The organism is Aeromonas sp. 11P (assembly GCF_051920165.1).
GTDB classification, from domain to species: Bacteria; Pseudomonadota; Gammaproteobacteria; order Enterobacterales; family Aeromonadaceae; genus Aeromonas; species Aeromonas veronii.
The window spans coordinates 907,792-930,392 of record NZ_JBQBDJ010000004.1 but is presented as its reverse complement, the minus strand read 5'-3'; the positions used below and the strand labels follow the sequence as shown (position 1 = coordinate 930,392).

The 22,601-nt window shown below is 60.9% G+C and carries 20 protein-coding genes, 1 pseudogene and 1 riboswitch; of the genes and pseudogenes, 10 read left to right on the top strand and 11 right to left on the bottom strand.

From position 1 onward, the window contains the following. The first annotated feature begins 70 nt into the window (after window positions 1-70). From truA to ACTG1P_RS04380, 6 genes are all read left to right on the top strand, one after another. Entirely contained in the window at window positions 71-880 is an 810-nt protein-coding gene (gene truA / locus ACTG1P_RS04405; RefSeq protein WP_005361297.1) for a tRNA pseudouridine(38-40) synthase TruA, read from the top strand. A 119-nt stretch (window positions 881-999) separates the two neighbouring features. Continuing rightward, window positions 1,000-1,863 (top strand): acetyl-CoA carboxylase, carboxyltransferase subunit beta, encoded by an 864-nt coding sequence (gene accD / locus ACTG1P_RS04400; RefSeq protein ID WP_005333765.1) that lies wholly within the window; start codon window positions 1,000-1,002, stop codon window positions 1,861-1,863. Between the two features lie 2 nt (window positions 1,864-1,865). Next, complete coding sequence (gene folC, locus ACTG1P_RS04395; RefSeq protein ID WP_440000589.1) at window positions 1,866-3,125, top strand: bifunctional tetrahydrofolate synthase/dihydrofolate synthase; 1,260 nt, start codon at window positions 1,866-1,868, stop codon at window positions 3,123-3,125. A 74-nt stretch (window positions 3,126-3,199) separates the two neighbouring features. Continuing rightward, the gene (dedD, locus tag ACTG1P_RS04390; protein WP_440000588.1) at window positions 3,200-4,000 is read left to right on the top strand and encodes a cell division protein DedD; all 801 of its coding nucleotides are present in this window, start codon (window positions 3,200-3,202) and stop codon (window positions 3,998-4,000) included. 171 nt (window positions 4,001-4,171) lie between these two features. Beyond that, window positions 4,172-4,489, top strand: coding sequence for a heavy metal-binding domain-containing protein (locus ACTG1P_RS04385; RefSeq protein ID WP_005333757.1), 318 nt, complete (start codon window positions 4,172-4,174; stop codon window positions 4,487-4,489). 289 nt (window positions 4,490-4,778) lie between these two features. Continuing rightward, the gene (locus ACTG1P_RS04380; RefSeq protein WP_440000587.1) at window positions 4,779-5,381 is read left to right on the top strand and encodes a hypothetical protein; all 603 of its coding nucleotides are present in this window, start codon (window positions 4,779-4,781) and stop codon (window positions 5,379-5,381) included. A 100-nt stretch (window positions 5,382-5,481) separates the two neighbouring features. Here ACTG1P_RS04380 and cysG read toward each other — a convergent pair whose 3' ends face one another. The 5 genes from cysG to ACTG1P_RS04355 all read right to left on the bottom strand — a co-directional run bounded on the left by cysG (window position 5,482) and on the right by ACTG1P_RS04355 (window position 11,035). Beyond that, complete coding sequence (gene cysG, locus ACTG1P_RS04375) at window positions 5,482-6,873, bottom strand: siroheme synthase CysG (RefSeq protein WP_440000586.1); 1,392 nt, start codon at window positions 6,871-6,873, stop codon at window positions 5,482-5,484. A gap of 197 nt (window positions 6,874-7,070) precedes the next feature. Then, window positions 7,071-8,081, bottom strand: coding sequence for a sulfite reductase subunit C (gene asrC / locus ACTG1P_RS04370; RefSeq protein ID WP_440000585.1), 1,011 nt, complete (start codon window positions 8,079-8,081; stop codon window positions 7,071-7,073). An 11-nt stretch (window positions 8,082-8,092) separates the two neighbouring features. Next, a complete protein-coding gene (gene asrB, locus ACTG1P_RS04365) occupies window positions 8,093-8,932 on the bottom strand; it encodes an anaerobic sulfite reductase subunit AsrB (protein ID WP_440000584.1) in 840 nt (279 codons plus the stop codon). Window position 8,933: 1 nt separating this feature from the next. Beyond that, complete coding sequence (gene asrA / locus ACTG1P_RS04360) at window positions 8,934-9,992, bottom strand: anaerobic sulfite reductase subunit AsrA (protein WP_440000583.1); 1,059 nt, start codon at window positions 9,990-9,992, stop codon at window positions 8,934-8,936. Window positions 9,993-10,192: 200 nt separating this feature from the next. Continuing rightward, window positions 10,193-11,035 (bottom strand): patatin-like phospholipase family protein, encoded by an 843-nt coding sequence (locus ACTG1P_RS04355; protein ID WP_042053080.1) that lies wholly within the window; start codon window positions 11,033-11,035, stop codon window positions 10,193-10,195. A 265-nt stretch (window positions 11,036-11,300) separates the two neighbouring features. Between ACTG1P_RS04355 and ACTG1P_RS04350 the strand changes: the two are divergent. Then, window positions 11,301-12,302 (top strand): annotated as a pseudogene (locus ACTG1P_RS04350) (S66 family peptidase); the annotation flags it as partial. A gap of 79 nt (window positions 12,303-12,381) precedes the next feature. Here ACTG1P_RS04350 and ACTG1P_RS04345 read toward each other — a convergent pair. Next, window positions 12,382-14,637, bottom strand: a complete 2,256-nt coding sequence (locus ACTG1P_RS04345) for an LTA synthase family protein (RefSeq protein ID WP_440000582.1) — start codon at window positions 14,635-14,637, stop codon at window positions 12,382-12,384. A 255-nt stretch (window positions 14,638-14,892) separates the two neighbouring features. Between ACTG1P_RS04345 and ACTG1P_RS04340 the strand changes: the two genes are divergently transcribed. After that, complete coding sequence (locus tag ACTG1P_RS04340; RefSeq protein ID WP_440000581.1) at window positions 14,893-15,978, top strand: hypothetical protein; 1,086 nt, start codon at window positions 14,893-14,895, stop codon at window positions 15,976-15,978. An 82-nt stretch (window positions 15,979-16,060) separates the two neighbouring features. On the opposite strand, the gene lysC is transcribed toward ACTG1P_RS04340, so the two are convergent. Together lysC and argA are read right to left on the bottom strand one after the other, a co-directional pair. After that, a complete protein-coding gene (lysC, locus tag ACTG1P_RS04335; RefSeq protein ID WP_019446161.1) occupies window positions 16,061-17,413 on the bottom strand; it encodes a lysine-sensitive aspartokinase 3 in 1,353 nt (450 codons plus the stop codon). Window positions 17,414-17,503: 90 nt separating this feature from the next. Then, window positions 17,504-17,727, bottom strand: a riboswitch (Lysine riboswitch). Window positions 17,728-17,834: 107 nt separating this feature from the next. Continuing rightward, entirely contained in the window at window positions 17,835-19,163 is a 1,329-nt protein-coding gene (gene argA / locus ACTG1P_RS04330) for an amino-acid N-acetyltransferase (protein WP_216953805.1), read from the bottom strand. A gap of 268 nt (window positions 19,164-19,431) precedes the next feature. On the opposite strand from argA, the gene msrA reads away from it, so the two are divergent. Then, the gene (gene msrA, locus ACTG1P_RS04325; RefSeq protein WP_005352745.1) at window positions 19,432-20,064 is read left to right on the top strand and encodes a peptide-methionine (S)-S-oxide reductase MsrA; all 633 of its coding nucleotides are present in this window, start codon (window positions 19,432-19,434) and stop codon (window positions 20,062-20,064) included. A gap of 262 nt (window positions 20,065-20,326) precedes the next feature. Here the strand turns inward: msrA and ACTG1P_RS04320 are convergent, their stop codons facing one another. The 3 genes from ACTG1P_RS04320 to ACTG1P_RS04310 are packed head-to-tail and all read right to left on the bottom strand — an operon-like array spanning window position 20,327 to window position 21,588. After that, window positions 20,327-20,662, bottom strand: coding sequence for a DUF3802 family protein (locus ACTG1P_RS04320; protein ID WP_005333735.1), 336 nt, complete (start codon window positions 20,660-20,662; stop codon window positions 20,327-20,329). Between the two features lie 57 nt (window positions 20,663-20,719). Further along, entirely contained in the window at window positions 20,720-21,208 is a 489-nt protein-coding gene (locus ACTG1P_RS04315) for a GNAT family N-acetyltransferase (RefSeq protein WP_267511210.1), read from the bottom strand. Further along, window positions 21,205-21,588 carry an MmcQ/YjbR family DNA-binding protein gene (locus ACTG1P_RS04310; RefSeq protein ID WP_005333730.1) on the bottom strand — a complete coding sequence of 128 codons (384 nt, stop codon included), beginning with the start codon at window positions 21,586-21,588 and terminating at the stop codon, window positions 21,205-21,207. Before ACTG1P_RS04310 ends, ACTG1P_RS04315 begins: the two co-directional genes overlap by 4 nt. Before the next feature lie 118 nt (window positions 21,589-21,706). Between ACTG1P_RS04310 and ACTG1P_RS04305 the strand changes: the two genes are divergently transcribed. Beyond that, a complete protein-coding gene (locus ACTG1P_RS04305; protein WP_440000580.1) occupies window positions 21,707-22,498 on the top strand; it encodes an alpha/beta fold hydrolase in 792 nt (263 codons plus the stop codon). The last annotated feature ends 103 nt before the right edge of the window (window positions 22,499-22,601 follow it).

Here is a 22,601-nt window from a genome sequence, read left to right as displayed (position 1 = left end):
TTTTCAGGCTGAGCGCGTATAATCCGCCCCGTTTCTTTCACTGCGTTTTCACAACAAGACAAGTTTATCCATGCGAATTGCCCTAGGTATTGAATATGACGGCAGCCGGTATTTCGGCTGGCAGCGTCAGCGTGAAGTGATCAGCGTGCAGGCTGAACTGGAGACGGCTTTGAGCCGGATTGCCAACCACCCTGTCTCCATCCAATGTGCCGGGCGCACCGATGCCGGTGTCCACGCCACCGGTCAGGTGATCCACTTCGATACCGAGGCGAACCGTGCCGAAGGGGCCTGGACCCTGGGGCTCAATTCCAACCTGCCGCCGGATATCGCCGTGCGCTGGGTCAAGCAGGTGGACGAGAGCTTCCACGCCCGCTTCAGCGCCACCGCCCGTCGCTACCGCTATGTCATCTACAACCACAACTACCGTCCGGCGATCCTCGGCAGTGGCGTCAGCCACTACCACGAGACCATCGATGCCGAACTGATGCACCAGGCGGGCCAGAGCCTGCTGGGGGAGCATGACTTCAGCACCTTCCGCGCCGTCGCCTGCCAATCCAACACCCCGTGGCGCAATGTGACCCATCTGTGTGTCAGCCGTCAGGGGCCCTATATCGTGCTGGATATTCGCGCCAACGCCTTCCTGCACCACATGGTGCGCAACATCACCGGCTCCCTGCTGCTGGTGGGGCAGGGGCTCAAACCGGTGGAGTGGATTGCCGAGGTGCTGGCTGCCAAGGATCGCAATCTGGCCGGGCCGACCGCCAAGGCCGGTGGCCTCTATCTGGTCGACGTGGATTACCCGGCCGAGTTTGCTCTGCCGCAGTTGCCGCTCGGCCCGCTGTGGCTGCCGGACTCGGCACCGGGTACGACCAGTTTTTAGTAACTGCGCCCGAAAAATTGTGGTTTAATGACCCGTCATTTGTTGCCATCGAGCTATTAAGTCATTGAACAATCTAGGCTCGATGCGTTTTGTCAGGCACAAAAGCATTAAGGAATTCCATGAGCTGGCTTGAGAAGATTCTTCCCAAGAGCAAGATCACTGCGCCCCGTCGTCACAACATTCCGGAAGGGGTGTGGACCAAGTGCAGTGCTTGTGAACAGGTGCTCTACCGGGCAGAGTTGGAGCGCAACCTCGAAGTGTGCCCCAAGTGTGATCATCATATGCGCATCAGCGCCCGCGCCCGTCTCGAGAGCTTCCTCGATGAGCAGGGTCGTACCGAGATCGGTGCCGAGCTGGAGCCGCAGGATGTACTGAAATTCAAGGATTCCAAGCGCTACAAGGATCGTTTGTCTGCCGCTCAGAAAGAGACGGCGGAGAAAGATGCGCTGGTGGTGATGAAAGGGACCCTCAAAGGGGTACCGGTTGTCGCCTGTTCGTTCGAATTCTCCTTCATGGGTGGCTCCATGGCCTCCGTGGTCGGTGCCCGCTTCGTGCGCGCCGTCGAGGAGTGCATCAAGGAAGGCCGTGGTCTGGTCTGCTTCTCCGCCTCTGGTGGTGCTCGCATGCAGGAAGCCCTCTTCTCCCTGATGCAGATGGCCAAGACCAGTGCTGCGCTGGACCGACTCACCAAGGCGGGCCTGCCCTATATCTCCGTGCTGACCGACCCCACCATGGGTGGCGTCTCTGCCAGTCTGGCGATGCTGGGTGACATCAACGTGGGCGAGCCCAAGGCGCTGATCGGCTTTGCCGGCCCGCGCGTTATCGAGCAGACCGTGCGCGAGAAACTGCCGGAAGGCTTCCAGCGCTCCGAGTTCCTGCTGGAAAAGGGTGCCATCGATATCATCATCGATCGCCGTGAAATGCGTAACCGTCTGGCCAGCCTGCTCGCCAAAATGCTGAATACTCACGTCATCGAAGAGTGAAGATGAGTTCAAACATGCAACAATCCCAAAGCCGGTCGCTTGTCGACTGGCTTTCTTATTTGGAGCAGATCCATCCGGTCAATATCGACATGGGGCTGGATCGGGTCGGTGCTGTCGCCCGGCGTATGGGGCTTACCCAACTGCCGTTCAAGGTGATCACGGTGGCGGGCACCAACGGCAAGGGCTCCAGCTGTGCCATGGCGGCTAGCATTCTGATGGCCGCAGGCTATAAGGTCGGCGTCTACTCCTCGCCCCATCTGCTGCGCTTTACCGAGCGGGTGCGGGTCAACGGGCAAGAGCTGCCCGACAGCGATCACTGCGCCGCCTTTGCCGAGGTGGAAGCGGCCCGCGGCGAGATTGCCCTTACCTTCTTCGAGTTCGCCACCCTGGCTGGCTTGTGGCTCTTCTGCCGCGCCGCCCCCGATGTGCTGCTGCTGGAAGTGGGGCTGGGTGGTCGGCTCGACGCCACCAACGTGGTGGAGTCCGATGTGGCGATGATCACCTCCATTGCCCTTGATCACTGCGACTGGCTGGGTGATACCCGCGAAGCTGTGGCGGTGGAGAAGGCTGGCGTCTATCGCGCTGGCAAGCCCGCCATCAGCGGTGAGCCCAATCCGCCTGCGACTATCGCGAGTGAAGCACAGCGTCTTGGCGCCAACCTGCGTCAGGTCGGTATCGATTTTCGTGGCGATGAGCACGAGAGCGGTTGGGATTATCACGGCCTCAACCAGTGGCGGGATCTGCCAAAACCGGCGCTACCGCTGATGAACGCGGTGACCGTGCTGGCGGCGCTGGAGTCCCTCGGCTTGCCGCTGGCGGAGTCTGCTATCCGCAACGGGTTGGCCAATGCCCGGCTGGCTGGCCGGATGCAGCAGCTGCAAAGCGCGCCGCTGGTGATCGTCGATGTGGCCCACAATCCCCATTCGGCGGCCTATCTGGCCGCGCAATTGCGCAAGATGCCCTGCTCGGGTGTGCGCCGCGCCGTGGTCGGCATGCTCAAAGACAAGGACATGGCGGGCTCCCTTGCCGAACTCGATGGTCTGATTGGCGAGTGGTATCTGGCCAGCCTGACCGGCCCGCGCGCCGCCACCGCTGCGCAACTGGCTGCGGCGTTGGGGGAGGGCAAGGGGCCTGCCAGCGAATTTGATGATGTCAGTGCCGCTTATCAGGCAGCGTTGGCCGCATCGAGTCCGGACGATATGGTCATTGTGTTTGGTTCGTTTTACACTGTCGCCGACATTCTGGCGGGTGTCGCCGTCTAGGCCACACCCCGGCTCCCCAGCCCTTTGGCGGGGAGCTAAATCGCATATTGAGTTACGTAAAGGTAGGATTCAACTTGGCCTCGAAGTTTCAAAACCGTCTGGTGGGCACCGTCATCCTGGTGGCCCTGGTTGTTATTTTCCTGCCGGACTTGCTGGATGGTCACAAGCTGGCACAAAAGGAGGAGGCCTTTGCCAAGATCCCGCTGCGCCCCGAGCTGGAGCCTGCCAAGCCTGCGCTGCAGGTCTCGGCAGCCAGCAGCCTGCCCGCCGATCATCTGGCCAGCCAGCAACAGGCCTCTGCGGCCCAGCAGTGGCAAGTGGAAGAGGTGGCTGACCCCATGACCCTCGCCGGTCAGGGCAACGGTGCGCAGCCGGCGACAACCCCTGCCGCACCGGCGCCGGTCCAGCCGCAACAGAATGCCCAACCCAAGCCACAGCCCAAGCCGGAAGTGGTGGCCAAAAAACCGGTCGAAGCGCCCAAGCCAGCACCCAAGCCGACGCCAGCCAAACCGGTTGAAGTGGCCAAGGCGCCCACACCGGCCAAGCCGCAGGCGGGTCAGATCAAGTCCCTCGACGATCTGATTGAAAGCAAGATGACCCAGCCGACCACCCCCGCGCCTGCTGCGGCACCGGCGCAGGGTAGCTGGATCCTCCAGCTTGGCGCCTTCAAGAACGTCGACAGCGTCAACGCGCTGGTGAGCAAGCTGCGGGCGGCGGGCTACTCTGCCCACACCTCGCCGCGCACACCGGTGCAGGGTCAGCTCAACCGGGTCTTTATCGGGCCAGATGTCTCCAAGGCCAAACTGCAGGGGATGCAGGGGCGGATTTCCCAGATGACTGGCCTGAGCGGCTCGGTGGTCTCTTACAATCCGTGACGGCTTGCCGTTGGCAATGCCCCTCTGAAACAAACACCGCGCCCCGTGCGCGGTGTTTTTTTATCTGGCCGTCGTGATTTTTAAGGTCGGCGTCGTACAGGTCACCCCCCGGTTGGGATTTTCGGGCAGTTGGGGTAGTCTGAGCCCTTTTGCTACTCACAGGAGTTCAAGATGATCCTCTCGACGACCCCCACGCTGGAAGGCAAAACCATTCGTGAATACCGCGGCATCGTGGTTGGCGAAGCCATTCTCGGCGCCAACATTTTCAAGGATCTCTTCGCCGGGATCCGCGACATCATCGGCGGCCGCTCCGGCGCCTATGAAAAAGAGCTGGCCCGTGCCCGCGAGATCGCTTTCGATGAGCTGAAAGAGCGTGCCGCCGCCCTTGGCGCCAATGCGGTGGTCGGCATCGATATCGACTACGAAGTAGTGGGGCAAAACGGCAGCATGCTGATGGTCAGCATCAGTGGCACCGCCGTGGTGGTCTGAGCCCGCACTAGCGTCTTCATGGGCAATGAGCCGATAACCGGGTTATCGGCTTTTTTATGCCCGATGGCGGGTAACGAGGCGTGAACGGGGTGTTGAACTCATGCCATAAATGACGCTAAGTTGATGATTTCAAACTTTTATATTTTTTCATAACCCGATGGCTCGGGTTTTATTTTTTTTAACTGGGCCCCCCTGGATCACCGGACTAGAGTGGCAGCCATCAGGACGACACCTCATCACGGATGACCCCCATTTTGCATGAATCACTCTTTCTTGAAGGCGTATCAAGATGCACAAAAAATCTTCTCTGTTGACTGTTATCACGCTGGCCATCGCCGCTTATGCCGGTAGTGCCGCCGCGGCCGTTCCCAACTTTACCGCCAGCTGCCCGATGAATATTCAGGTCAAGGCGCAAGGGGGCAATGTCTTTATCAATGGCAAGAAGGCCGCGTTGAAGACTGATGCGCCGACCGCCTATACCGCCCAGAGCGGCAAGATCATGATCGGCATCACCTCTGACTCCGCGACCAGCGAACCCAGCGTCGATTACGCCATCAAGCATGACAAGCGTGCCAACGGCATCTGCACCGTGAAATCTTGGTCAGCGGACAAGGCTACCTCGTTGCCGATGGCCAAGGGGGATTCCCCTTATCAGGGCAAATGGACCGCCAAAAATAGCGAGACCGGTGCCACCGTGGCCAATATTCAGGTGGATGGCAAGGAGCAGGTGTGGGTCAACGGCGTGAAGGTGAAGGCCAAGCGGGCCGATGGTGCGCTGCAGTTTCGTCAGGGCACCATTCTCTATACCCTGCAGGGGGATCCGCGCATTCGTTATGAGAGCGACTGGAATGACAGCGATGCCCAGAACACTGGCCCCATCACGCTGGAGTAACAGACGTGCCGTGCTACGGCTTGGTCATTGATGCAAAAAGCAGAGAGCGGCATGGCCGCTCTCTGCTTTCTTGTCTCTATTGGGTGATAGCCGTGCGGGGTTAGATACCGTGGATGGCGTTGGCTTCCCCATACCAGTCCAGTTTGTCGGCCAGAGTGACTACCGAGCCGATGATGATGAGACTAGGGCTCTTCACCTGACGGGCCAGTTCGGCCAGCTGTTGCAGCTCGCCGCGCACCACCCGCTGACTGAGCTGGGTGCCTTGCTCCACCAGCGCCACCGGGGTGTGACCGGGCATGCCGTGGGTTTGCAGCGCATCCTGAATGCGGGCGGCGTGGGCCAGCCCCATGTAGAAGACCAGGGTCTGGCGGGGGGCCGCCAGCGCCGCCCACTCCTGGGCGATATTGCCCTCCTTGTCGTGACCGGTGATGAACTGTACCCGCTGGGCGTGATCGCGGTGGGTGAGGGGAATGCCGCTGTAGGCGGCGCAGCCTGACGCTGCCGTAATGCCCGGCACCACCGAGAAGGGGATACCCGCCTCGGCCAGGGTTTCCAGCTCCTCGCCACCCCGGCCAAAGATAAAGGGATCGCCCCCCTTGAGCCGCACCACCTGTTTGCCCAGCTGCGCTTGTTCCAGCAACAGCTGGTTGATCGCCTGCTGGGGCACGCAGTGGCGACCCGCCTCCTTGCCGACAAAAATCCGCTCGGCATCCCGGCGCACAAGTGCCAGCACCTCTTGCGACACCAGCCGGTCATAGACCACTACATCCGCCTGCTGCAGCTGCTGCAAGCCATTCAGGGTGAGCAGCCCCGCATCACCGGGGCCCGCTCCCACCAGGGTTACGCTTCCCTTGCTCTGCGGTTGCTCCTCGAGTAGCTCGGCGACGCTCTGCTCGGCAGCCTGCTGTTGGCCGCGCGCCAGCTGGCATGCCAGTCGCTCATGGCTAAAGAGCCGCTCCCAGAAGCGACGGCGGGCCAGCTTGTCCGGAATGAGTTTGACCCGCTTGCGCAGCTTGCCCGCCAGCGCGGCGAGCTGGCCGAGGTGTTGCGGCAGCATGGCTTCGAATTTTTCCCGCAGCTGGCGGCTCAGTACCGGCGCCGCGCCTGCGCTGGAGATGGCCACCATCAGCGGCGAGCGGTCGATGATGGCAGGCATGATGGCGCTGCAGTGGGCCGGAGAGTCCACCACATTGCAGAAGATCTGGCGCAGGCTCGCCTCGTGAAATACCTGATGATTGACCTCTGGCTGGTTGGTGGCGGCGATCACCAGCCACTTGCCATCGAGCAGCTCGGGATGAAAGCCGGCGGCGCAGACGGTCAGGCGACCCTGCTCGGCCCAGCTCATCAGCTGGGGTTCCAGGTGCGGGGCATTGATGGTGATCTTCGCCTTGGCATCGAGCAGCAGGCGCGCCTTGCGCACCGCCACCTCACCGCCGCCGACGATCAGGACCGGCTTGTTTTGCAGCTGACAGAAGAGAGGGAGAAAGTCCATAACAGGCTCCGGATGCTGGCCCGCTCGCAATGCCGCGCCGGGCGAGATAGCAGGGCGCGCCGTGACGCACCCCGGATGGTCGGGGGAAAGATCCCCCGACGGGAATAAAAAAGGGGAAGGGTGATCTACGCCCGGGCCAACGACAGATCCCCACCGGTGTCGGCCACTTGATCACGCTTCCCCAAACGAGGTTTTTCCTATTGCACCGCTTTGACATGCATGTTGGCGACGTACTGATCTTCGGCCCAGAAGATGCGGTCAGCGACCATGGCTTCCGGGTTGAGGGTGACGCCGCGCAGCACCCGCTCCTTGAACTTGTGATAACCGGCCCGGTCGATAAGGTGACCCATGTGCAGGTAGATGGGTTTGCCATTCAGCATCTCGGCCTCGAACTCGAACAGATTCTTGATCACCGCATGCAGCACCTCTTCGGTGACCCAGTTGAGAAACAGCTTGCCGGTACGGGGAGTCTTCTTGCTGGTGCGCCCCCCCAGCTTGACCATATAGAGCTGCTTGGGATCCCGCTGCCAGGCCAGGGTCGGGCAGGCCAACACGCACTCGCCACAGCCGATGCACTTGCTCTCCTCTTTGACCGCCTTGCCATGCTTGATGGCGAGGCAATCCACCGCGTGGTGGCTGCATGCCTTGACGCAGGCGCCACAGCCGATGCAGCGCTCGGCATTGAAGTGGATCTTGGCGATGCCGAGGATGCCGAAGTCGGCCATATTGGCCTTGGCGCAGTCGTTGGGGCAGCCGGCGATCACCATCTTGAGATGATAGGGGTTGGGGTAGAGGTGTTTCTCCATCCGCTGGGCCAGCCCGGTGCAGTCGATATTGCCCTTCTGGCAGATGGTATTGCCCTGACAGGCGACGATGTTGCGCCCGCCGATGGTCTGGTAACCGGCTTGGGTGTCTTCTACCTCGATGCCGCAGGTGTCCACCTCGATCTCCTTGATAAAGGGTTCGAGGGCGGCGTTGACCTTGTCCATGTCCTGATACTTGATGCCGGGCATCGCCAGCTTCTGGCGGGTGGTGAGGTGGATCAGGCCGTTGCCGTACTGTTCGGCGATCTGCTGGGCTACCGCCAGCAGGTGGGCGGGCATGATCCCGCCGGGAATGCGTACGCTGATCATCGCTTCGCCGCGCACCTTGGAGAGGCGGTATTCGTTCTTGGCGCGGGCCTTGATGATGTCGATATCGAGACTCATGGTGTTCTCCCTCAGTCGATCAGATGCTGGGCCTGGTCAAAACGAAAGACCGGTCCATCCACGCAGATATAGGTGTCGCCCATCCGGCAGTGGCCACACTTGCCCACGGCGCAGGCCATGCGGCGTTCGTAGTCGACCCAGATGCGATCCTTGGGGATGCCCCGCTCGAGGAAGGCGAGCACCACGAAGCGGATCATGATGGGGGGGCCGACCACGATCACCTGGATATCCTCCTTGTCAGCGAGATCCAGCTGGTCGATGTAGTTGGTGACCCTGCCGATGCGAAACTGCTCGCTCTCCTTGCCCTCGTCCAGGGTGACGATGAGGTTCTGGCGCTCGGCCCAGAGCGGCATCTCGTGGCGGTAGAGCACCGCCTGCTCGTTCTTGAAGCCGAGGATCATGTCGAGGGACTTCACCTCTTCCGGGTGTTTGCTGAAGCGGCGCAGCAGCCCCTTGACCGGCGCGACGCCGGTACCGCCTGCCACCACGATGAGGTGCTGGTTGCGGTAGGTCTCCAGCGGGTAGCCGTTGCCGTGGACGCCGCGCATCCACACCTTGTCGCCCACATCGAGGGCAAACAGCGCATCGGTCACCTTGCCGACCTTGCGGATCAACAGATCCACATAGCCATCGCCATAGTCGGAGACCGAGATGGGCGCTTCGCCGACGGTGGGCAGGGAGATCTCCACAAACTGGCCATAGTGGACATCAAAGTCGCGGGAGACCCGAAAGTTCCACTCCAGCTCGGTGTGGCGTTCGATGGCTAGAATGGTGTAGGCCTTGGGCAGCAGGCGGTTTTCGACTGCTTCCTGCTGTTGTTCTGCTTTTGCGGTTTGCTGGCACTGGCACATATCAGTTCGCCCCCTGCGCGTGGTCGGCTGCGATGGTCTGTTCGACCACATCGGTCATCTTGTTGATGATGTTGCTAAAGGAGATGTAGTGAGGGCAGCGATCGTCGCAGCGGCCACAGCCGACGCACATGTGCTCCTCTCCCTGACGGGCCTTGTAGTCGTTGACCTTGTGCAGGACGCGATAACGCAGGCGCTCGCCATGCTTGGCGCGAAAACCGTGGCCACCGGCCATGTCGCTGAAGCCATCCACCATGCAGCTGGCCCACTGGCGACGGCGCTCGCCCTGCTTGGGGTTCTCCGCATAGGTGAGGTCGTGCACGCTGTAGCAGCTGCAGGTCGGGCAGGAGGTGGTACAGCGGCCGCAACCGATGCAGCGGCTGTCGTACTCGGCCCAGACCGGATGGGCGGTGAGGATCTGGCGGATCCGCTGGGGGTCGTCACAAACGTTGTCCGGGGTGCGTACCTTGACCGGGTTGCTCTGGACAAACTCCGGGGTGAAGTCATCGGATTCACCCAGTTCGGCAAAGTAGCCGAGCAGCTCGGGATCCTTTACCTCGATGCGGGCACCCTCATCGCTCAGACGAATGGCGGCGGCGTAGTCCTGGGTCTCGTTGCTGCCCATGGAGACGCAGAAGCAGTTCTCGAAGCTCTCGCGGCACTCCAGCAGCACCAGCTTGAGCTTGCTGCGCAGCCGGGCGTAGTAGACGTCGCTGTTCTGGCCGTTTTTCAGGTAGACCTGATCCAGCCTGCGCAGGGCGTGGATATCGCAGCTGCGCAAGAACAGCAGGGTGGGCTTGGCCTCTACCTTTGATTCGCGCAGCTCCAGATTGTCGAAGTGGAACAGGGTCTGGGTGATGGGGAGCACCACCTCTTTCGGGGAGAAGTGGGACTTCTCCTGCCACACCAGATCGGCCGGATGACGGATGCTGTGATAGGTGACGTTGTCGGTGTCGGAGAAGCGGCCGCCCCGATATTCGGCCGCGGGCGCCATGATCCGGTAATCGGGTTGCAGCCGCTCGAACAGCTGCGCCAGCGCGGGATGGGTGAGAAGAAACGACATAAATAAACACCTTGTATGAGGGTGAGATGCCCTGGCATAGGGATGAGAAGCAAGCCGCTCAGAGTGTCTGACACCGGTTCTGGCCGCGCTTGCCTCGCCACGGTCTGTTTTTATGACTCATGTTGCTCAACTGACCCGATTGTTATTGTGTTGGCGGCGCGTGCGTCGCGGCAGGTCGGGTCATGCCTGTAAAATCCTTATCAATTGAGCAGGGCGGCCTGATAGCCTGCGCACTTGCCCATCACGTATCCCATCTCCAGCTTGTTGATATCGCGGGTGAAACGGGAAACGGGGAAGTAGTCGGCCGGGGCGATCACCTCGATCTGGCAGTCCTCCGGCGGATTGGCGATAAAATCGAGCGCCTCGTTGTAGCTGCGATCCCGCTGCTCCAGCGCCTGTGCCAGCGCGGGGCGGGTCTTGAGCAGGGTACGGATCATCCAGGGGAAGGGCATCGGCTTGAGCCGGTAGCCAAGGGGCTCGGAGAGGATCACAGTCAGGTGACGGGCACCGCGGCGGTAGGCCTCGATCACCGGGATGGAGTCGGCCACCCCGCCATCTGTCATCGGTACCCCGTGTACCTCCGGGTATTCGTGGGAGGCGAGGGGAATGGCGCAGCTGGCGGGCAGCACCTCGTTCATGTTCTCCGGCTTGACCCGGATGTACTCCGCCTTGCCGGTCAGGGTATTGGTCACCACCGCATAGAAGGGGATGCCGGTCTCCCGGTAGGCGTGAATGTCGAGGGGATACTTGCTGCAGCTGGTGTTCCACAGCCAGTGGATATCCACCAGATTGCCCCCCTTGGCAAAGCGCAGGGGATCCATAAACTGTTGGCTGCACGCCAGTTTGGTCAGGATCTCGTGGCTGCGGCCATGCTGGCTGGCGAGATAAGCCAGCAAGTTGGTGGCTCCCGCCGAGACGCCGATGGCGAAGTCAAAGGGGCGATAGTCATGCTCGATAAACGCATCCAGCACGCCGCTGGCAAATATGCCGCGCATGGCGCCGCCTTCTACAACCAATGCGCTGGGGGATGCGTTTTTGTTCATGACAGGCACCTCATTGATAAGTCAGAGAGAAAAAGTGGGAAAGAGAACGTTCGGGCTGTCAGGCCGACCATTCTGACAACCAACCGGGGTTGGCCATCGCAATGAGGTCATTCTAGGAAGTGGATGGTGTTTAGAATATCTGTTAATAATGAATTAAGTGTTCTGTATTTCTAAACGATCGTGATAAACCCGTTGTGATCAAAGGGGTTGTGTAGGAGTCTCAACGACTCTGTGATGGCTGGATATTGGCAAGGATGAGTGTGTCATGACGTTATTGGTTCCCCCGCTGCTTAAACGTGGTGATACCATCGCTTTTTTCTCCCCCTCCAGCGCGGCGACCGCCTGGGCACCCAACCGTTTTGCCCGCGCAAAAGCCTTTCTTGAGGGGCAGGGCTTTAGGCTCAAGGCGGGCAGCCTCACCGGCCAGCAGGATCACTGGCGATCCGGCTCCATCGCCGCGCGTGCTGAAGAGCTCAATGCCCTTATTCGCGACCCAGAAGTGCGCTGCATCATGTCGGTGATTGGCGGCAGCAACTCCAATTCCCTGCTCCCTTACCTCGATTTTGATGCGCTCAAGCGCGATCCCAAGATCATCGTTGGCTACTCCGATGTGACGGCGCTGCTGCTCGGCATCCAAGCCCAAACTAGCCTGGTTACCTTTTATGGCCCGGCGCTGGTGGCCTCCTTTGGCGAGTTGCCGCCGCTGGTGGGCGAGACGCTGGCCAGTTTTTTACAGATTGCGTTGGCCGACGAAGCTGGCGTCCCCTGCACGCTGCCTACTCCGGCGCAATGGACCGATGAGCGGCTGGATTGGGAGAACCAGACCCGGGCCAAGCAGTGCCAGCCCAATCGGCTGATCTCGGTGGGCTCAGGCCGGGTAGCGGGTCGGCTGATCGGCGGCAACCTCAATACCATGGCGGGGATCTGGGGCTCCCCCTATATGCCGGCCATCGAGTGCGGCGACATTCTACTGCTGGAGGACAGCCTGAAATCTGCCGAGACGGTGGAGCGATCTTTTGCCCATCTCAAGCTGTGCGGGGTGTTTGATCGGATCGGCGCCCTTATCCTCGGCAAGCACGAGCTGTTCAACGATCAGGGCAGCGGCAAGCGCCCCCTCGATATCCTGCTGGAGGTGGTGGGGGAGCCGACCTTCCCCATTCTGGCGGAGTTTGACTGCGCCCATACCCACCCCATGCTGACGTTGCCGCTGGGGATCGAGGTGGCGCTTGATCTCGACCGCCAGCAGCTCACGCTACTGGAGCCCTGGTGGCGAGCAGAAGGAGAGCTAAATGAATGTCAAAAAACAAGGCCGCGGATGCGGCCTTGTCTGTTTTTGTGTGGAGGGATCAGGGCAGGGCATCGGGCCGGAAGCTGGCGCGGATCTGCGGCACCAGGCTTGATGGGTCGAAGCCTTTCTCTTCGCCCAACACCGGATGGAGTAGGGGCTTCTCTTCTATGGGGGTGATATCCCCCGCCAGCAGCTGGCGAGTCGCCTGACCCATCTGGTAGAGCTGGCGCACCGGCGCAAACTGGGTCGCCAGATTGAGGGGGTCATCGGCGCGGGTGAAGGCCATCATGGGGATCTGGTAGGTGGCATCGCGCGCCGGCTTGTCACCGTGAATCCCCTTGCTGGCAGACATCAAAAACGGCTGGTGATCGCCAAAGGCCACCACCAGATAGCGCTTGTCCGACTGGTCGAGGGTCTTGAGCAGCCGCTCCAGCGAGGCCATGGCATCCACCACCCCGGTGTAGTAGGTGTTGAGCAGCTGGGTGTCGCTCTCGCTCTGTTTCGGACAGGCGCCGCTGCGCTCCTGCCCCTGATAACGGGGGCCATCGAAGGGGCCGTGCCCCTGCATGGTGACCGCGTAGGCAAACAGCGGTTTGTCATCCTGTTCGCTGCGCTTGAGCAGGTGGTCGATGAGCGCATCATCGGAGATATAGGGCCCCTTGTGCTCAAGGGTGGTGAAGCGGGTATCGAACCAGCGCTCCTCATAGCCGAGCGCCGGGATCGCCTTGGCGCGGCCCCAGAATTTTTCCACATAGGGGTGGGCGAACAGGGTCTGGTAGCCGCTCTGTCTGGCGCTCTGGGCCAGTCCTGGCACTTGCTCAGAGAGGTAGTAGTAGGGCACCACACCCTGCTTGAGCAAGCCCACCGGCAGGCCGGTGTTCATCTCGAACTCCGCCAGCACCGTCATGCCGCCGGTGGTGGGGGAGTGGATGGTCTTGTGCCACTGCTGCACGCTGGCAGGCAGGGAGAGAGTAGGGGCCGGGGCGCAGATCCGCCCCTTCCAGTCGAGCCAGAGCGACTCATATTGCAGCACGATCACCAGATCCCAGCGCGGCGTGATGCCCTGGGGCGGATGGCTCAACTGCGGAGTCAGCTCGTTGATTTGCAAGGGGTAGCGAAACACGCTGCCGCTTTGCAGCATCTCGTCCACCAGATTGAACAGATAGAGGCCGGGGCCGGAGCGGATGATGTCCCTGTGGTAGTTGACCGCGCGATCCACGTAGCGAATGTTGGCTCCCAGCAGCTTGTTGCCGGTCTGGGTGGCAAAGACGCACAGGGCAAAGAAGGCAACGGTGGCAGCGGCTGTGCGCAGCACCCAGCGTGACAGGGCAAAGCGCCAGCAGAGAAACAGTGCCAGCAACACGGTGAAGATGGGCAGGATGGGGTGCTGGTCGAGCAGGATCCGCAGCAGCGCCAGCAGGTTGCCAAAATCATCCCCGCCGAGCGGCACGCCGTAGATGGCGATCTTCATAAAGTTGGCCAGCAGACCTATGCCAGAAAGCGCGGTAAATACCAGCCCCATATAGAGGTTGAAGCCCGCCAGCGCGCAGAGGCTCCAGCCCAGCACCATGCTGCCCCAGGCGAGGTAGTAATGCTCCGGTCGAAAGCCTGACCAGAGCAGAAACTCCCCCAGCTTGAACACCACGAAGCCATGCAGCAGCACGAAGGTGAGGTTGCCGAGCAGCAGGCTGCCGATGATCCGCCAGCGCAGGCTGCGGCGCAGCTTGGGCAGCACCGTCTTGAGCACGGCGGCGCTCAGGGCCAGCACCAGGGTCAGGCTCACCACCAGATAGGTGAGGTTGAAGCCCTGCTCCGGCAGGGTTTGCAGGATCTGGCTGAAATCGCCGCTCTCGGGGCGATCCTTGAGTAGCAGGCCGATGCGCAGCTGATAGCGGCTGGCCAGCGCATCGTCCGGGGCTCGCAGGGTGCTGTTGAGATCCAGCGAGCAGCGGTTATTGCGGCACACCTGACGCTTATCCACCGCCTGACTGAGCTGGTCAATCCGCTCCCCCTTGTCGTTGAGCAGCTCCACTCGCACCTTGTCCCCCGCTTGCAGCGGCCCTCGCAACTGCCACTGGCTGCGCACCACCAGATAGAGGCCGCGGCTGTCGCTTTTATAGAGCAGGGCGTGGCGGGTGAGGGTGGCCAGCGGATTGTCGGCGGGGCCCAGCACCAGCGGCTGGGCGCGGCCCAGCCAGCTGCCGGGATTGATCAGCGGCAATAACAGAGTCAGCAGCAGCAATCCGCCCAGCAGGGCAAGCAGCAGAGAGGGAAGACTCAGGACGCGGGGGCGGCCTGAGAAGGGGCGATTCATATAAGCTCATCCTTTGAGCGAGTGAGGGAGAGATCGTTCATCCGCATAGAGTTTGACCCGATGGTGCGGGCCTTGTTTCAGCTTGTCAATTTAATGACCACTTAATGAATATTTGGTTACAGCTCAACCTTGCAAATTGTGATCCCGATCGAGGGGTTGTTCGGAATATGTGATGAAAGCGTCATCATGGGGTTTTGCCACTGGCTTGGGAGGGAGCTGCTGTTTAGTCTCTCGATAGCGACTGGAGGTACATGTATGAATCCCAAAGTGATGGCACGTCAGGCCAGATTGCTGCGCATGCTGGAGAGCAAGGAAGAGATCCGGATCGGACGCGAGCGCGACTGCCCGCTGCCGCTGGCCCAACTGGTCAAGCTGAAGGATAGCCATCCGGCTGTGGTCAAGGTCTATCGCCACGGTCTCACCGCCGAGGTGTTTCACCTCAAGGTGGAGGGGCATCACTGGTGCCTCAAGCGGCGCCGTCAGGATTCACTGGTGGCCAACCTCGATGGCAAGACTGCCTTTCTGACCGAGCTGGAGCGGCGGCGCGAAATCGAGGCGCTGCGTGAGCTGCACCCTACTGTCCTCTCCCACGTGGTCTGCACCAGCTTTGGCTCGGCGCGAGCCGGAGTGTTGGTCTCCCCCTGGTTGCGGGGCGTGCCGGTCCACCAGCTCAACGAGCGCAATCTGGCCCAGATGCTGGAGGTGCAGGGTGAGCTGGCCCGCTGGGGCTGGTTTGACTGGGACCCGAGCCCGGGCAACCTGCTCGATGACGGCGAGCAGATCTGCGTGTTCGACTTTGGCTATATGTGGACCTTCGATCCCCGCTTTGAATACAACTCCAACGGTCTGGTCGACCCGCAGTTCCATGTGCCGGAGCGGTTGGAGACCCGCACCCTCTCCGGACTCTGGCTCGATGAGGCCGATCCTCTGCCGCAATTTCGCTACTGGCGCGAGCTTTGTCTGAAATGGGTGAAACGGGAGATCAATCATCTGATCCGCGAAGGGGCCAGTGCCCCTGTGCTGGCCCGCCTGCACGCCTTGCAAGGGGAGTGGAGCGCTGCGCTGGCGAGCGACGAGGCGCTGGTCGCCAACTGGTGGCGGGACATGTATCGCAGCCACCGGCTCGATGTGGCCGATGATCTGAGCGGCCAGAGCTGCGGCCCGCTCACCTTGCGTCGCCTCGACTGGTTGATGCAGGCGGTGACGGATCACTATCCGCTGCTGGTGGACAATCTCTCGCCTCAGAAGACGGAGCTGGGCCAGACCGGGCTGCTGGCCCGCTTGCAGCAGCTGCGCCGGGAAGCCGTGGCCTGCCAGTTGCCCGCCACCAGCCTTGCCTGAGCCAACACATCTGCGAAATACAAATGAACAGGGCGCCGTGTTGGCGCCCTGTTGCATGGCCGGAATTTCCTCGCGGTGAGGGTCAGTCCAGCAACTCCTGATGGAGGCGGTTGACGATATTGCCCGCCTCGCTCTCCTTGACCAGGAAGCAGAGGTTGTGGGCGCTGGCGCCGTAGCAGATCATCCGGATGTTGTGCTCGCGCAGGGCGTCAAAGACCTGACTGCCAACGCCGTTCACTTCGCTCATCCGGTTGCCGATGAGCGCCACCAGTGCCAGACCGGTTTCCACCTCCACCTTGCAAAGCTGGCCCAGCTCGGCCAGTACCTTGTCGCTCAGGATCGGCTCGCCGTTGCTCTGGCTGCCGGTGTGATCCAGCGTCAATGACACGCTCACTTCTGACGTGGTGATGAGATCGACCGAGATGCGGTGACGGGCCAGAATCCCGAATACTTCGGCCAGGAAGCCGTAGGCGTGGAACATGTTGAGGCTGTGCAGGGTCACCAGCACCTGCTGGCGGCGCAGGGCGACGGCGCGAAACAGCGGGCTTGAATCTGTGCTGGCGCGGATCCAGGTACCACCGGCGGCGGGGTCCTTGGCGGAGCCGACAAACACCGGAATATTCTGGCGCACCGCCGGTTGCAGGGTGGCGGGGTGCAGCACCTTGGCGCCGAAAGTGGCCATCTCGGCCGCTTCGACAAAGCTGATTTCGGGAATGGGGCGGGCGCGGGTGACGAGGCGCGGATCCGTGGTGTAGATGCCGGGCACATCGGTCCAGATCTCGATACTGGCGGCATCGAGCGCTTCGGCGAGCAGGGCTGCGCTGTAGTCAGAGCCGCCGCGCCCCAGCGTGGTGGTGCGGCCATCGCCATCGGCACCGATAAAGCCCTGGGTGATGATAAGGCTGTCGCCAAGCTGCGGGCCCAGCGTCTGCTGGCAGAGGGTTCGGGTGGTGGCCAGATCGACGGTGGCCTTGCCAAAGCGGCTGTCGGTGCGCATCAGCTGGCGCACATCCTGCCAGTGGGCCTTGACGCCGCGCTGGCGCAGCAGCTCGGTAAAGAGGCGGGTAGACATCAGCTCGCCGCAGGCGATGAGGCGATCGGCCAGCTCCGCATCGGTATGCTGGTGAGCTTGTTGGGCCATGAGGCGAATTTCGTCCAGCTGGCCATGAATGAGGGCGCTCACATCAACGGGGTTGCCGAGATCGGTCAGAATGGCCTGCTGGATCCCGGCCAGTTTGGCTAGCTGCTCGTCGCGGCCCGCTTCGTCCAGCTCCCCTTGTGCCAGGGCGACCAGCAGGTTGGTGACACCGGCGCTGGCGCTCAGCACCACCACCCGGGTGGCGGGATTGGCCAGCACGATGTCGGCGCAGTGATTCATGGCCGGGAAGTTGGCGACACTGGTTCCGCCAAACTTGGCGACATTGATCGGGCTCATTGCTTACTCCTGTCTTATTTTAAGATTCCGGTTCCATCGGGCAAAAAAGAGAGGAGGAGGCTGAAAATGGCAGGAATGAACGAAGCTATCCCGGCCAGAAGCACTCCACCTGCAGAGCCCATCCCGTACCGCCCCTGACAGGGCGCGGTGGGGGATGATCACTACCGATGACAACCCGGGGGATTCAGCCCCCGCAGCCGACGTTGAGGTTACCAGTCTCCTCACTCGTCTCGGCGCTGCTCCCCCTGACCCAAGTTCACCGGACTCTGGCGTCCTCCCTCGGGCTGCCTGGGCAGCGCTCCTCTTCTGGCTCCACCAGGGCGGTGGAGTGCATTTAGAAATAACCTGCGTTGGATTGCACTGTCAATCGAGTTTGTGAAAAAGTTCAAATTGTCGGCTAACTCAACGCAGAATCAATGGCTTAGGCAATGGTCTTTGACAAAACCTTGGAACGGCGCTGCCAGTTGTAGAGACGCTGGCGCGCCACCGGCAGATCTTCCACTTCCAGCGGATCGAAGCCCCGCTCCCGGAACCAGTGGATGGAGCGGGTGGTGAGTACGAACAGGCGACGGATCCCGAGCCGCTTGGCCCGCTCGGCTACCTTGGCCACCAGCTGATCTCCCCGGTTGGAGTTGCGATAGTCGGGGTGGATGGCGACGCAGGCCATCTCCGCCATCGCCTCTTCCATAAAGCAGTAGAGGGCCGCGCAGCCGATGATGAGGCCATCGCGCTCGATGATGGTGAACTTGTCGATCTCCATCTCCAGCTGCTCGCGGGAGCGGCGCACCAGAATGCCTTCCTCCTCCAGCGGGCGAATAAGATCCAGAATGCCGCCGATATCCTCGATGGTAGCGGCGCGGGCCTGCTCGGCACTTTCCCGCACTATCTGGGTGCCGAGGCCGTCGCGACTGAACAGCTCCTGCAGCATGGCGCCATCATCCTGATAGCTCACCAGATGGGAGCGAGGCACCCCGCCACGGCAGGAGGCAATGGCCGCGCGCAGATAACGGGCGGTGCCGGACATCTCTTCGCCAGCCTGCTCCAGCTCAATCAGCAGCTCTTCGGCCTGTTCGGGGAAGAGCTCGGAGATGGCCTCGCCGCGCCTGTCCATGACCCCCTGGGTGCTGCTAAAGCAGATGAGCTTGTCCGCCTTGAGATCGACCGCCACCCGGCGGGCCACCTCTTCGGAGCTCAGGTTAAAGCTCTCGCCGGTGACCGAGCAGCCGATGGGGGAGATCAGCACCAGACTCTTCTGATCGAGCTGGCGGGTGATCCCCTCCACGTCGATACGGCGCACCCGGCCGCTGTGGCAAAAGTCGATGCCATCATCCACCCCCAGCGGCTGGGCGGTGACGAAGTTGCCGCTCACCACGCTGATCCGCGCCCCCTGCATCGGGGTATTGGCGAGCCCCATGGAGAGCTGGGCGGTGATGTCGTATTGCAGGCCGCCACACACCTGTTTGATGATGGTGAAACTCTCGTCATCGGTGACCCGGATCCGCTTGTGATACTGGGCCTCGATACCGGCGCGTGCCAGCGCCTCATCGTTTTGCGGACGTGAACCAAACACCAGCACCAGGCGTATGCCCAGTGTCTGCAGCAGAGCGATATCGCTGACGATATTGGCGAAGTTGGGGTGGCAGATGGCTTCTCCCCCCATCATCAGCACAAAGGTGGCTCCCCGATGCACATTGACATAGGGGGTGGATTGCCGGAAGGCATTGACCAGACTGGGTTCGCGTTCACGCACTTGATATTTCTTCCATAAAAAAACAGCGATTGGCTCAATATATGAAAATCAATTCACAAATCAAGACTAAATATTGATTTTGGCCGTTTCTGGTCTATGAGGCGCGGCTTGGCAGTGCGGATTGGGAACAGGTGGCAGGAAGCGCAGATGGCCGTTGGGGCGAGCGGGGAGGGGCCCGCCGGTTGATCCGGCGCGATAAACTGCTATCTTCGATGCTCCTTTTCGTCAGCTGTGTGATTTCACAGGGTTTTATACAAGGACAGAATTCATGGAACAGATTATTTCACCGGCAGATGCCCTGCCGGGACGACGCGAAGCGATGGTGATTGGTCAGCAGCATGCGGTGAATGGCAACCCGACTCAGGGTCCCTGGCCCGAGAACATGGAGATCGCCTGGTTTGGCATGGGTTGTTTCTGGGGCGTGGAGCGCCTGTTCTGGCAGCAGCCGGGCGTCTACTCCACCGCGGCCGGTTATCAGGGCGGCGTGACCCAGAATCCCACCTACAAAGAGGTGTGCAGTGGCCTGACCGGCCATGCCGAGACGGTGCAGGTGGTGTTTGATCCGGCGGTGATCAGCTACGGCGATCTGCTCAGACTGTTCTGGGAACAGCACGATCCGGCGCAGGGGATGCGTCAGGGGGGGGACATTGGCACCCAGTATCGCTCGGTGATCTTCTATGGCGACGAGAGCCAGCAGATCATTGCCCAGCAGAGCATGGCGGCCTATCAGCAGGCGATGGCGGCAAGCGGCGACAGCCGTGCCATCACCACCCGCATTCTGCCGCTAGCGCCCTTCTACTATGCCGAGGATTACCATCAGCAATATCTGGAGAAAAATCCGGATGGCTACTGCGGATTGGGTGGCATTGGAGTCTGTTTGCCGCCCAGCCTGAACCGCTGAACAGGTTTGTAGTCGATTATCTTAATAAAAGTGAAAATAAATGGTTGGAGGAGGGAACTTATTGCGACCAGTCGGGACTAACTAGGTAGCGTCCAGGGATCGGATGCAAAGTCCAGACACATTTCTTGCCTTGATAACCGCCTGATGAATGAACGCACTGGCGGGTTGAAAATGATAGCAAGCAGGGCTGCCCACCAAGGCGGCCCTTTTCCTTATCTGCTGCTTTGCAATCTTGCGTTGTGCGGGAAAACCGGACAGCAGATCAGCCGATGGCGCTGTCGAACAGGTTCTTGATGAGATCGATAAACTCGATGAGGAAGGTTTTCTGTTCCGGGGTCGGGGCGCGCAGCCAGACGGCGGAGAGCACCTCTTCCAGATCGGCGACCACGGCGTCGGCCTCCTGCATGATGGCGAAACGCACCTTGGGATCGAGCTGGGGGTTTTGCTCGCAAATGGCCATCAGGTTGCTGGCAACACGGCCACTGACCAGATCTTCGATGGTCTCTTCACCATCGTTCTGCTGCTGGGATTCAAACAATCCCAAACTCTCCACCAGATACTCGATCAGCGAGATATAGCCTTCACTTTCTACCACCATGGTTGCTGCCTCAATACAGTAACAATACGAAAATTAAGCGTATTTTAGTGGCTTGCCCTAGCTTGGCAAGCAGCAGTGCAGGCGATGGCGAGTAAAACTGACTCCGCCCCGCTCCACGCACTCCAGCCCGGTCAACGTAAAGCCATGTCGTAAAAATAGCTCATAACTGAAGGCGCTGGCCTCGGTGGTGATGAGGGTCATACCGAGCCCTCTGGCCCCCGCGAGCGCCGTGGTGAGCAGCAGATTGCCCAGTCCCTGGCGCTGATGGTCGGCGCTCACATAGAGCAGACTGAGATGGCCATCGGGGCTCAGAGTGACAAAACCGAGGGGCACATTTGCCAGCTCCGCTACCCAGCCGTGGTGCTCGCGCAGCTGGCTGACAAAGCCCGGATGTTGTGAACCGAGGGCCCACTGCTCCACCTGCTCGGCGCTGTAGTGCTCGGGGCCGCTGCGTCGCACTGCCTGCTCAAACAGGGTCACGAGAGCGGGGATATGTGCCTCGCCAAGGGGGACAATACAAAGTGCTGGATTAAGTGCTGGCGTCATAAGGTTGGGTCGTCAGTGGGGGAGAGGGGGCGCGGTGCCTGTGGCCGTTTGGCTTTGGGCAGACCCGCGACAACCCGCTCATAGGAGTGGTGCACCCAGCCCTGCCACAGATCATCCGGCAAGGTGCTGTTCAGGGTCACTGTGTTCCAGTGTTGCTTGTTCATATGCCAGCCCGGTTTGACCTCGGGGTGGATCTCGCGCAGCAGCAACGCCAGTTCTGGCTCGCATTTGAGGTTGATGGTAAGCGGCTCGGCCTGCCAATCCACCAGCGCGAACATCTTGCCCGCGATACGGTAGACCAGGATCTCCGGGCCAAACGGGGTATCTTCGGTGGCGCCCGGCAGGGTCAGCAGAAAGTGGCGCAAACGGGTCAAATCCATGGAAAGTTCTCGCGCAAGGGGTGATCCGGGTCATGTCAGGCGCATATCTATCGGCGGGCCTGTTCTGTTAATATGCGCGCAGCCGAGTATACCCCCCATCACCAAGGGAGCCTATTGGATGTTGTATCACAAGACTTTCGAACTGGGTCCCGAGCGGGATTGGGTGGTGTTTGTCCACGGCGCCGGTGGCAGCTCATCCATCTGGTTCAAGCAGCTGCGCGCCTATCGCGAGCACTTCAACGTGCTGCTGCTGGACTTGCGCGGCCACGGCCAGTCCCACCAGCTGCAACAGGTGGTCAAGGGCCACTACAGCTTTCGGGAAGTGACCGAGGATATCGTTCGGCTGCTCGATCACCTTAATATCCGCCGCGCCCACTTTGTCGGCATCTCCCTTGGCACCATCCTTATTCGCCATCTGGCCGAGCTCTGCCCGGAGCGGGTCAAAAGCATGGTACTGGGGGGCGCCATTTTGCGGCTCGATATCCGCTCGCGGGTGCTGGTGCAGCTGGGCCGACTCGGCCAGCACTTCCTCCCCTATATGTGGCTCTATCGGCTGTTTGCCTTCATCATCATGCCGCGCCAGCACCATCAGGAGTCGCGCAACCTCTTTGTGCGCGAGGCCCGCAAGCTCTGCCAGAAAGAGTTCAAACGCTGGTTCCGCCTCGCCACCGAGGTCAACCCGCTGATGCGTTACTTCCGCGAGCGCTCCCTGCCCATTCCCACCCTCTATGTGATGGGGGAGGAGGATCATATGTTTCTGGCACCGGTGCGCGAACAGGTGGCCCGCGATGCCAGCTCCTCGCTGGCGGTTATTGAGCAGTGCGGCCATGTCTGCAATGTGGAGCAGCCGGAGCAGTTTAATCGCCGTACCCTGGCATTTATTCAATCGCTAGCGAACGGTAGGAAATAATTTTTTGCTCAGCTTTAGGATAGATAGCGTAAAAATATATCCAAGGCCGTATGTATCAAATTATTAAATGCTACAGTAATGATATCTTTTCATACTGAGACTA